Genomic DNA, 11,645 nt, shown 5'->3' with positions numbered 1-11,645 from the left:
CCACTGAGTCATGGCCGATGACCTTCTGAATCTCAGTGACAGCTGGGGGCAAGCCAAGGGAGATGCCTGGGACATCGCTCCTTTGATCTCATTCGAGCAGGCACTGGAATCAAGCAGCCTGCGCCGAAATATCAGCCGGGACGAGTTTCTCAAGTCAACCCTGACCCAGCTGAATCACCAGCGGCTCATCCCCCTGCTCTTCATGCTGCCCAGACGCTGGCGACTTCAACCGGCGTCCCTGCCGCGATCCCTGCGCAACCTGGGGAGTTTGCTGGAGCATGGATTGGTGAGTCCACTGCTTCTAGCAGCACTCGCCGATGATCTCCAGCATCTGATCACCAGTGAGAGCGAGAAGGGCGCGACCTCGATCAATGCCATGGATCGCTGGTGCCAGCGATCCATCGATCTTGACGATGGGAGCACGCGGTTGTTGCCCACCGACCTGCTCGGCCTGCAAACCTTCTCCTCCCCGGACAGCCCATCCCCGTCTTCCGGAGCACTCGCCCGCGCGGTGAAGGGCTTCAGTGCAGAGCTGCAGTGGAGCAACCAAGGCCTGCCGTTTCAGCAATCGCAGAATGCCCGCTTGAGAAACCGTGTGCTGGCCCAGGTGCTCAATGTGCTGGGAAGTAACCGCTTGCCGCCATCGCCGTGCGCCTCGGAGCCATTCCGCTTTGAAAGCTTCGATCGCAGTGCCGCGTTGATCACCCACCTGATTGCGCGGGGGTGGCAGTGCAGAGCACACTTCCGAGCCAGTATTGCCAGCTTCGGCCTTGGAGCCTGCACCCGCGACGGTGATCGATGGGCACAGATTCCCCTGGCCGTGCCGTACCGCACAGGTCTTCGCGATTCTGGGGGAGAGGAACGCCGAGCACTCCTGCCCCACTGTTCCCTGGAGATGGAGCTGAAACCTGACCTTGGGGAACCATTCCTGCTGCAGTATTACCAGGGAACAGAAGGGTTGAACGGCTGGGCAGCTCTCAATGATCTGCATCGCCCATGGCAGAACGACCGCAGCAATGGCACCGTGGCCTATCTCGGGTCAGGCCTCACCGGCGAGACACTGACCACAGCCCTGGATCTCTGCGACCTGATGGGTGCTGTCCACAACAGTGCAGCCATGCGCAACCGCCTGACTCTCGGAGGCTACGGAGCGCTTGGCTTCTGCATCGATTCAACGGCCATGCTGGAAGTGGCCTTGCGCCAAACAACCCACTTATTCCCTCTGACCCTTGGTGGTCTATGGCGCCAACTCCTGGATGATCAGCTGAATCAGCTTCTGGACAGCGGACTAGAGGCCGATGCGGAAACGGTGGAGCGATACAGGCGGAGCCTGGAGACCACACCTCAGGATCTGTTCGTGAACCGCAGCGCCAACGACGAGGCGAACCGGCGCCTACGCGCCAGCCAGCCGCCCCATAGTCCTTTCACCCTGGTGAGATCCCTGAATGGGGAATGCACCGCTAAGCCTTGAGCGAGAAGCGTTCCAGTTCACGGCAAATCGCATTGACCACTGCGCCGCGGAAAGCCACCGAAAATGGCCCAGTGGAGCCGTTATGGCTCATCCCCTCAATCGGATAGCGATGAAGCGGATGAAGCCGCTGCCATCGATTCCAGTTGGACAGAAACAGAAACGGAAGGCGCCCCGGGTAGGCAATGCGTCCTAAAGCCGCAACTGGATCCCGGCTTCCCACCACCATCGCCACATCCTCAATGGCATCCAAAGATCCATTACCGCTGAACACCCCGCACACCGTGATCACCTGGACAGGAACGCGACACAGCTGCTGCAGGATCTCTGCTGTACCAATGGCCATCTCACCGCCACCGCTATAACCCACCAGCACAACCCGGGCCGCATGACTGGGATGGAATCCCATCAATCCGAGACGCCGGGCGATCTTGAGTGCCAGCTCATAATTCATCACCGGCCCATAGCGACGATCCGATGAAATTCCAACCTTGATCACGTTATTGGCCTGTACAGAGAACGCACAGATCAAGCGCACTAACCCATTGGGGTGATGCTCCTGAAGGGAAAAAAGGCGCTGCCAGAACCATCCTGCAAACGTGGTGGAGCGCAAGCCAACGTTGGTGATCGTGTAAGCCTCAATGCCCTTCACCAGCAGCGTGTCTTCAGCAATCGCTTCCTCGAGACACTCCAGAAACTCCGTCACCTTGGGCGGATGGCATTCCTCACTCTGATGAATGCCATCGAGATACACGAGGTAATGACGATGGATCGAGGCTTGGCTGATCTCTCTTGTAAAGAGGCAGGACGGATCTGGGAGGCCACGCATCCAACCCTCCCAGAACACGAAGTCCGCCATCACGGAATACACCCCCACGAGAGCGATCACGACCACCAGCACAAAGCCAGACCAGATCAGAAGCTCCAGCAGAGATTCAGGCTGCAGAAGATCCGCGGCATCGCGACGCACGGCCGTAAGCCCAAGCAGGCCGAGCAAGACCACACTCACCAGAACGGCGATGAAGCACCGGCGCGCGAAACGCAGCCGATTGCGTTGATGTTGGATCGGCGCGGACGACACTGCCATCAGCGCAACAGAGCCGCCACTTCACGAGCCAAGGTGTCGTAACTCCTGCGCCAGCGTTGCGCGAACAGCAGACCCACTAGCAGGAGAGCCACGACATAACCAGGCAATGCCACGAGCAGTCCTGCCTGAAAGGAAATGCCATACACAGCCTGAAGCAGCACCAGCACGTTGAGGTGAATCCAGGCCAGCAGAGCAATCGCGATCACGTCACTGACGTAAGGGGCTGCGACCAGCACGTACAGCAACCCGGGCCACAGTGCAGCGCCCATCCGATTGGCGAAGGTAATGGGTTGCAAGGGAATCCCTTCGAACACCATCAACATCACGCTGTGGCAAAGGATGCAGAGCAGAAACGCCAGACTGAGAACAAGCGCGTCGACAACCATGTGCAACAGAATCTGAGGAGGAGTGAGCCTGTTCGCCAGCAAGGCGAAGCCATGGGAAGCCGACATGGAGATTCCCACGCCGATGAGAAGGCCAACACCGGTATCCATGGCCAGCAACAACTGACCCATGGATTCCAGTGATGTGATCAATTGGTCAACCATGGGGCGCTCAAGCCCTACGCAACTGGGGGCGGTTGACGATCCAGATCACCATGATCGACAACACAGCGCAATAGAAGCACCAAACAGAATTGAACGTCGCGCTGTAAGTAAGCCAAGTGAGCACGATCGACACGAAGATCAACACACCAAACAGCTTGACTGCTTTATCACTCAGAGCAATCAATGGCAAAACAATGAATCCCCAATACATCAACTCACCCACCGGCTCGGTATTGATGAAGTTATGAAGAATGCTGTGCAGATTGGAGACGTCATAAAGGAGTCGTCCATTACTTTCAACAGCGGGCTGAAGAGCCGGGGGATTAAAGAGAACCGGCAGATAGAATGCGATACCAAGAATTGTGGACACGATCGCAACCCATTTCAACCGCCTTTGCAATCCGATGGAATCCGTTGAACGACTGATCGACCAGGCGCTCCATGGAATCCAGATCATCCAAAAGCAATAAGCAAAAAAGAGGAATCCCAGCCCAGCGAGTGTTCCCAGTGGTTCAAGATTCCCGCGGTCAATCGCTGTCCATTCCAAACCTTCCACCAGCTGTTGCACACCGAAAAAGAAAGGAACCAGCGCCAAAGGCTTGTAATCCGGCCGCTCATGACGAGAAGCCAGATGATTGGCATACAGCCCCAAGGGAATGAGCACAGCTGAGGCGGTAAAACTTGCCGATGCCGAAAAACACATGCGCAGCGAACAGTCGACGACACCCAAGTGTGACCTCGCTCGCAGAAAGTGTCATCAGTCCGCAGACTTTTAGTCACGCAGAAGAGTCTGCAAAAGAACATCCAACGAACGGGGATGGGCAATGAGCTGCTGATGGGTCAGCACTGGAATGCTCCGCACCGTTCCGAGGGGTAGATGGGCTTGCCATCCGGGCACCACCATCAGATCCCAGCGGCAGAAATAACTCACACAGTCGACGTCACGCAGTGGCGAGGGATCGGCATTCAGGGAACGCAACAGAGCACTGCCGCGTTTCATATCGGCCAGTCCAGCAAACAACCAGCGAGGAATCCACTGCGCCGTGAGTGTGCCTTGCTGTGGGCTGCCCACGCTGATGAAGCGATGGGTTCTCCGGGCTCCATCCAACTGCTGCAGCCAGACCCGACCGATGATGCCCCCCATGGAAAAACCCAGTAGATCCACGGCAGCGTGATCTCCCCAGCGTTGGCGGATGTGATCGTCCAGCTGTTCGGCAAGGGTTAAAAGTGGAACAGCACCCAATCGATGGGGAAGGTGAGGCACCAGCACAGGCCACTGGTAGCCATCCAGGCGGCGAACCAAACGATTAAAAAGACGGGGCGAATCCCAGAGCCCATGAACAAGAATGAGCGGACGCCGCGCAGATGACGGCGCGTTGACCGAAGAGGTCATGTCAGGACGGCCGGTTTCGCCAGCGTTCAATGCTCACCGTACCGGTGAATCCAGCGATGGGCGGAGAACATTTGCAGAGACGCAGATGCATCGGAAGGGTTCCATAAAGGCTCTCCAAAACCTCGAAGACCCGTTCGCTGAAGTGTTCGATCGTCTCGCAACGAATCTCAGCGGCAAGCTCCTGAAGTGCGGTCACAGCCAGGCTGTAGTCAGCTGTGGCCTCGAGCGCATCCGACGCCGCAGCACCGGAGAGATCCAAATACAAAGCAAGATCCAGACGGAACCATTGCCCATCCCTGCGCTCATGCTCCAGCACTCCCACATGGGCCCAGAGGCGCAGATCATCCACGCGAATCACGTCCAGTGAATGGAGAGGAATCGAAGCCGACATCACAACGGCAGATCCTTGTGCGTGAAGCTGCTGGTGCCTGAGGCGTAGTCCGCGGCGAGATGGCCATCACCACGCAATCGGTAGCGATACGTCACCAGACCCTCCAGGCCAACGGGGCCCCTGGGCGGGAGCGTCTGGGTGCTGATGCCAACCTCAGCGCCGAACCCGTAGCGGAAACCATCAGCAAAACGGGTGGAGCAATTGTGGTAAACCCCTGCGCTGTCGATGGAGCTCAGGAAGCGGTCAGCGGCAATGCCGTCCTCCGTGACGATGCATTCGGTGTGACGGGAACCAAAACGACGAATGTGCTCAACGGCTTCAGGCAGATCCTCCACCACCTTCACCGCCAGGATCAGATCGAGATATTCGGTTCGCCAGTCATCATCAGTCGCTGATTCAGACACCCCCAGCGCGACGCTGGCGGCGTCACCGCGCAGCTCCACCCCCGCCTCGCTGAAAACAGGAATGGCAGCGGCAAGAAACGCAGCGGCCACAGAGCGATGCACCAGCAGGGTCTCGATGGCATTGCATGCGGCCGGGTACTGGGTTTTGCTGTCCAGCGCCACCCGAACGGCTTTCTGCACATCCGCCGCCGCGTCCACATACAGATGACAGATTCCATCGGCGTGACCCAGCACGGGAATCCGGGTGTTGTCCTGAATGAAACGAACAAGTTCGTTGCTCCCACGGGGAATGATCAGATCAACCAGACCATCCAGCCTCAACAGGGCCAGGCTGTCCTGACGAGTGGTCAGCAGAGCGAGCGCATCGGGGGAGACAGCACTGGAAGCCAGCCCAGCCTTGAGGGCCTCCATCACCGCTTCATTCGTACATCGGGCTTCACTGCCCCCTTTGAGCAGGGCACCGTTCCCTGAGCGAATGGCCAAGGAGGCGATCTGAATCACGGCGTCAGGACGCGCCTCGAAGATCACACCAAGCACCCCAAGAGGTACTGAAACCCTCTCCAGCGCAAGGCCTTGATCCAGTTCACGGTGAAGGTCACGCCGGCCGAGGGGGTCCCTGAGGCTGGCCACCTTGCGGATGCCATCGATCGCCCCCTCAAGCTTGGCAGCGTCGAGCTTCAGCCTGGCCATCAAGGCGGACGCCAGCCCCTCGGCGGCAGAGCGCTCCAGATCTTCACGATTGGCTGCCACGATGGCATCAGAGCGATCAGCCAGGGCCTCAGCCATGGCCTTCAGAGCCTGAATTCGTTGACCATCGTCAGCCATCCCCAGGTCCACCGCAGCCCGACGCACGGCGCCAGCCCGTTGCAGCAGCTCAGGGGAGGGCACTGGGACTTCGTTCATGCCTGAGGGCGACTCTCACTCAGGCCATCATCAATGCCGAGGGTCTGGGGAAGTCAATCCGTCTCGACGTTCAGCTCAAGCGCTGCAAAGCGAGCCGGGCTGCGCCAAGACGACCGGCTCCATTTCCCAGGGCACAGGCTTCGATGCAAAGTCCTTCCCGTGAAACGGCCTGCACCCGCTGAGCGACCTCTTGGCGAACGGCTGGAAGGAAATGGGCACTGGCTCCGGCCAGCCCTCCACCCACCAAGACAAGTTGTGGTGTGAACACGTACACCAAGGAGGTGATCCCAATCCCTAGCAAGCGGCCGTATTCACGCCAGATCGCTAGAGCCTCGGCATCACCGCAAGAAGCAGCTTCAGCGAGAACGGCGGGATCCTCAGCGCTGAGACGCGCCAGGCCGCTGATGCTCGCAAATTGTTCGAGCGATCCCTGATTGCCGCTGTTGCAGTTAGGGCCTTCTGGGTCGAGGGTGATGAGACCTGGCTCTGCAGCGGCGCCGTTGTGGCCAGTGAACAGAGCACCTCCGAGCATCACCCCACCGCCCACGCCCGTGCCCAGGGTGAGGAGCACCACATCCTGGAACCCCCGAGCAGCCCCCTTCCAGGCTTCTCCCACGAGGGCGCAGTTGCCATCGTTGGCCAGGGTGACCTTGCGCTTGAGGCGTGGCTCCAGCCATCCGGCCAGGGGGACCTCCTCCCACCCGGGCAGATTGATGCACACCCGCGCCACCCGAGCCGCTGCATCCATCGGTCCAGGAAGCCCAATCCCCACCAGTTCAGCCTTCCTTTCGGGATCGAGAGTATCGATCGCCTCCACAAGCTCCATGCACACGGATCCCGGCGTTGCCGGTTGAGGCGTGGGTCGCTGGAGATCAGCCAACAAGGCGCCATCTGCGCTGAACAGGCCGAGCTTGAGGGCAGTTCCGCCGATATCAACCCCCAGAACACAGGGCTCAGCCATGAATCAGAAGCGCAAAAAGACCTGAAGTTGAGACTGCCATGTGCCCTGGGTGTCCACGGAGGCGGACACGCTCGTTCTGGAGTTGATCTGGTAAGTCAACGTGCCCTGGCTGGGAATGTCGTTTCGGTTAGGAGCCGCCAAAACAGAGAAATCGAAGCGATCAGTCAGCGCCACACCCACGTCAGTGACCAAAGCGAGCTGGGGAGGAACTTGTCCGGAGGTGCGTTCCTGATTGCTCTGCACAGTGGGTGTCACATACGTGGGATAGAGGGCGAACTGCAGCCTTTGATTGAAGGCATCCGTCAAGGTGCCGAGCACTGGGGAGAGCAGGGACTGGCCGAGAACTGCCGCCAGAGCCGCGCCGGCGCCGGCGCCGGAAAGGCCGGCCAGGGAGTTGCCGCCGATCAGACCAAGCAACTCCGCCTGGGGCAGCGGCGGAGAACTACGCAACTTGATGGCATCAGCCAAACGGTCAGCCGGCCCAGCGGCAGTGAGCATCACCTTGATCAGACGCAACTGGCCACCACCGCCGAGAGTCCCGAGGCCATTGGTGTCAAACACGGAGCTGGAGACTGCATTGCTCCCAGTCCCCAGGTTCACGCTGTCGGAAACCCTGCTGGTCATGGCCACATCCACGTAAGGAATCAGACCAAGGGAAGGGGTAAACACCGCCACATTGGGAGCGCGACGATCGAGGTTGAACGTCGTCGTGAACATCGACACGCGTCCGGTGAGCAGCTGCACCACGCCGCGAAGCTGCAGGCTTGGGTCCAGGGCACCATTCAGGGTCAGCAGCCCCGCCGTGGTGAAGTTCGCGAGCGGCTGCACCTCAACTTTGAGTTTGGGACCCAGCCTGAGTCGCAGGTCGTTGAAGCCGAGAAAGGGAAGGTTCGGCAGTGAGGCCTTCAGCGAACGGCTGCTGTTGGCCTCGATGTTTGGCCCCAGCAAGACCAGCGGTTCCTCGAAATTCCATTTCTGCTCGAGCAAGGCATCCGCAGACACAATCTGTGCATCTCCGACTTTGTCCGGCGTCTTGGGCAGCAAGCTGGAGTCCGCCCTGCTCTTGGGGCGCACCAACATCGAGCGCGTTGGCCGGATCGCGCCTTCGCTGACCTCCAGACTGCCGCCAACATCAGGCTTCACCAGGGCACCGGTGATCGTGAGATCGGCACCAACCTGCACGTCCGCAATCGGCAGTTTGATCCGGGCCTTCTCCAACTGCAGTCGCAGCGGCTTGGCCTCAGGGGCAGGGCGGAGCAGAGCCAGGGAGCCACTGCCTTTGAGCTGACCGCTTGATCCGACGCGTCCAGTCAGAGACTGAACCTCCAGCCGGTCAAAATCGAACACAACTGAGCCGTTGACCTGGGACAGCGCTTGGTCCTGAGCCTTGAATGAGGCATTTTTCAGCACCACATAGCCATTGGCTTCAGGGGCCGACAACGATCCGCTGAGCAGGAGCCGCAGATCGGCATCTCCCTTGGTCCAAGACACCAGTCCCCCGGTGAAACCGGTCAAAAAATGCAGTCCGTCACCCAGGCTGACCACCCTCACATCGAGAGGTTGATCAGGGCCCAGCGGAATGCGGCCCGTGACAGTGACAGGCTCGGCCGCCTGCTCCGCTTTGAGCGCCAGATCAAGCGAGACCCCACCGTTTTGCAGAAGCACCTGCCCGCGCTCCAGAGCGATTGGCTTGTCACCAACCCGCGCATCCTCCAGCGTGAGATCGGTGCTGAGCTCGGGCGATGCACCACCCAGCTTGTAGCGGCCCGTGAGCCCAACAGCGCCTTGAAGCGCTGGCGGGACGGGAGCCACGAGGGCGAGCAGGCTGAAAGGGAGATGTTCCAGGGAGAAACTCCCTTCCCCGCCCTGGATCGGGCCTTCGATTCGGGCGATGAAAGGTTTGACCTGAAGGGCGTAGTCCTGGTCCTGTCCTTCGATCCAGAGATGGCCCCTGGCCTTGAGATCAAGGTCGAGGCGACTCAGCCCGGGGCCTTTCACATCGATCACCGCATCCACCTGCCCTCTCAGATCCTTGAGATGAAGGGGATCGCGATCACGGCTTGTTTTGGTCGCGTTCAGAAGAGCCTCCCTTGCATCGCGAAGGGCCTGGAGCTGACCGTCAAGCGTTCCCCCAAAGGTGTTCACCAACAAAGTGCCCAGATCCGTGGCTGTCCCCATGGAGGCCGGCAGATCTTCGTTGAGCTGAGGCAGGCTGAGCGCACTGTTGGTCAACCAGCGGGCACTGAGTCCTCGTGCTTCCACATGGGCATCCAAGCCACCGGTCACTCGACCGGTGGCATCGAGCGTGATCTGTCCCGTATCCGGTGGAAGGAACTCACCGGTCAAGGAATAGCGACGGTCCTTGTAGCGACCGCTCAGCAGGATCTGACGCAGTTGGAGACCCATCAGCCCTGGCCGGCTGAGGCTCAGATCAGCCTCCATCGCCAATGGCTGCAGTCCCAGTGTCCCCTCTCCACTCAGCCGCCCGTAGAGGCCCTCCCAGCGCTGCTTCGGAGGCAAGGCCAGCTCCACTCCATCGATCGCGAGTCCCTGAGCCATCCAGCGGTAGGCCGCTGGTGTTCCGGTCATCTCCATGCGCCCGCCACGCCGGGTCAGGAGCACCCGACTCGGCAGCCAATTCGCACCAAGCCTGGCTTCAAGGTTCCCCTGCACCACCGCGCCAACGGACGCCATGGTCAGAACACCACCCCCTCCGGCCAGCCCCGCGAAGCGTCCATTCCAGTTTTCAACCAGGCGAATCGCTCCAGCACGGGGTTCGTTCACAGCGATGTTGAGATCGGGTCGAAGCGCCTGAAGCGGACCACGCACCCGACCGGATGCGCTAATCGATCCGTCCATTGGGGTGCCAAGCAGCGGACCGATGCGCTTCAGCGGGTAGCGATCCAACCTCAGATCAGCCTGCAGATCGCCGATCTTCAGGCCCTTCGCGCCAAGTGCGAGCGGAAGGCGGGCCTGCGCTTGAAGGTCAGGACTGCGGAAGTTCTCGAGCCGCAGAAGACCCGTTTCGCTGCTCCAGCCGGCCTTCAGCGACCAGGCTTCCAGGAGAGGGTTGCTGGCCTGAGCGAGGTCGAGACTGATGACGGGTTTTGCTGTCTCTCCTCGCAGCTTCAACAGCCCCTGGAGAGGCGCCTTCGCCCCCAGAAACTCTGGCACCAGTGGCAGTCTCTTCCAGGCCGGGCCCGCGAGACTGAGCTGTTGGCTGGTCACATCAAGCTGAGGGTGAAGCATCCCCCGCGCCTGCACCGCCACACCCGGCGCTTGCAGATCGAGACGATCGAGCTGGGCCGTCCAGGCCTTGCGGTTACGCCAATCAGCTCCTAGCTGAACAGCCAACTGCAGAGGCCCATCCAGAGCCACCGTTTCGGGCAGAGCCCAGCGCCCCTTGAGTTGAAATGTCGGCCGATACCAATCGCCGCGCAAACGGAAGGCAACGGCCCTGTCCTGCCCGAGCTCCCGAAGGCCACCGCGAAGATCGAAGGCGCGATTCAGTCGCACCTGACCGCCAAGATCGGCGCGATAGTTCCCATACGCCCATGCACTGGTGGGAATCGCCAGAACGTTGCCACGGCAGCTGATCTTCAGTTGCTTCGAACGCAGGGTTTGATCCAGAGGTTCACCAGTCACCTCAACGCCAACCAGGGAAACCCCCCCGCTGCAATTCGCCTGTCCCTGCCTCCAGCCGAGACGCAGATCTCCGCCCAGCTGTCCCCGCAATTGCACGGGGAGCTTGGCTGGCAAAAGCCCCTGATAGCGCTCCAGACGGATCCGCTCCAGACGAGTGCTCAGCTGCAGTTCCGGTCGAACCCAACGGCCCCGGCCCTGGAGGGTGATCCGGCCACGATCCGGCAGTGCCACCTGCAGGGATACGTCAGCTCGATTCTCATCGAGGCGAACCGATGTTCTGCCTGCTGCACGGAGCGCTAATCCAGCCGGTGCGATTCGCAGCCGCGCCGAATCCGTCAGCCGGACATCCAGATCCAGGCGAGGCGGCTTGCCTCCCTTGGGCTGGGGACCAAGGACCCAGTACGCCCCTTGAGGATTGCGGCGCAGGTCGAGCTGAGCGCCCTTGACGCCCACAGTCACCACCGGCCGAAGCCGCTGCAAGCTGGCCAGAGGGTTCAACCCGATCGTCAGCTTCTGCACTGATGCAGTGGACTGATCACGGCGACCACGCTGCACCTTGATGGGGCCGACTGTGATCCCTCGCAGGCTCAACCCCTGGTAATTGCCAAGACTCACAGGGTGTCCCAGGGGCTTGCCCACCTGCTCTTCGAGGCCAGGGCGCAGTCGATCGAACACAGCCGAGACGATGCGATCCGCAGCAATCCAAACAACGACACCGCCGATCAGAGCCACGCCGAGCCCCTTGACGATCACCTTGTTAGTTCGTCCCCGGGGACCGCTTCCGAGCATCAATCTCCGTCAATGGCTGGAAGCCGACGCAATATAAGGAGCACATCGTTGAGACA

Annotated in this window: 9 protein-coding genes; 1 reads left to right on the top strand and 8 read right to left on the bottom strand. The window is 60.4% G+C overall.

Annotated elements, in window-relative coordinates; genetic code table 11:
• Positions 1–10 precede the first annotated feature (10 nt).
• Positions 11–1,471: a hypothetical protein gene (locus tag SynPROS71_RS04265; protein ID WP_186596896.1), complete on the top strand. Its 1,461-nt coding sequence runs from the start codon at positions 11–13 to the stop codon at positions 1,469–1,471.
• Here SynPROS71_RS04265 and SynPROS71_RS04260 read toward each other — a convergent pair.
• The 8 genes from SynPROS71_RS04260 to SynPROS71_RS04225 form a co-directional block, all read right to left on the bottom strand.
• Positions 1,461–2,555, bottom strand: coding sequence for an alpha/beta hydrolase (locus SynPROS71_RS04260; protein ID WP_186596894.1), 1,095 nt, complete (start codon positions 2,553–2,555; stop codon positions 1,461–1,463). The genes SynPROS71_RS04265 and SynPROS71_RS04260 overlap by 11 nt on opposite strands.
• The gene (locus SynPROS71_RS04255) at positions 2,555–3,103 is read right to left on the bottom strand and encodes a hypothetical protein (RefSeq protein WP_186596892.1); all 549 of its coding nucleotides are present in this window, start codon (positions 3,101–3,103) and stop codon (positions 2,555–2,557) included. The genes SynPROS71_RS04260 and SynPROS71_RS04255 overlap by 1 nt, the downstream gene beginning before the upstream one ends.
• 7 nt (positions 3,104–3,110) lie before the next feature.
• Positions 3,111–3,806 (bottom strand): hypothetical protein, encoded by a 696-nt coding sequence (locus tag SynPROS71_RS04250; RefSeq protein WP_186597859.1) that lies wholly within the window; start codon positions 3,804–3,806, stop codon positions 3,111–3,113.
• A 69-nt stretch (positions 3,807–3,875) separates the two neighbouring features.
• Positions 3,876–4,496, bottom strand: a complete 621-nt coding sequence (locus SynPROS71_RS04245) for a triacylglycerol lipase (protein WP_186596890.1) — start codon at positions 4,494–4,496, stop codon at positions 3,876–3,878.
• 1 nt (position 4,497) lies between these two features.
• On the bottom strand, positions 4,498–4,887 hold the full coding sequence (locus SynPROS71_RS04240; RefSeq protein ID WP_186596888.1) for a dihydroneopterin aldolase: 390 nt from the start codon (positions 4,885–4,887) through the stop codon (positions 4,498–4,500).
• Entirely contained in the window at positions 4,887–6,194 is a 1,308-nt protein-coding gene (locus SynPROS71_RS04235) for a glutamate-5-semialdehyde dehydrogenase (protein ID WP_186596886.1), read from the bottom strand. Before SynPROS71_RS04235 ends, SynPROS71_RS04240 begins: the two co-directional genes overlap by 1 nt.
• 70 nt (positions 6,195–6,264) lie before the next feature.
• On the bottom strand, positions 6,265–7,155 hold the full coding sequence (locus tag SynPROS71_RS04230; protein WP_186596884.1) for an ROK family protein: 891 nt from the start codon (positions 7,153–7,155) through the stop codon (positions 6,265–6,267).
• Positions 7,156–7,158: 3 nt separating this feature from the next.
• Positions 7,159–11,589: a translocation/assembly module TamB domain-containing protein gene (locus SynPROS71_RS04225; protein WP_186596882.1), complete on the bottom strand. Its 4,431-nt coding sequence runs from the start codon at positions 11,587–11,589 to the stop codon at positions 7,159–7,161.
• Positions 11,590–11,645 lie beyond the last annotated feature (56 nt).

This window comes from Synechococcus sp. PROS-7-1 (assembly GCF_014279795.1).
Lineage (GTDB): Bacteria > Cyanobacteriota > Cyanobacteriia > PCC-6307 > Cyanobiaceae > Synechococcus_C.
The sequence above is the reverse complement of the archived record's forward strand: the minus strand, read 5'-3'. Positions and strand labels throughout refer to the sequence as shown.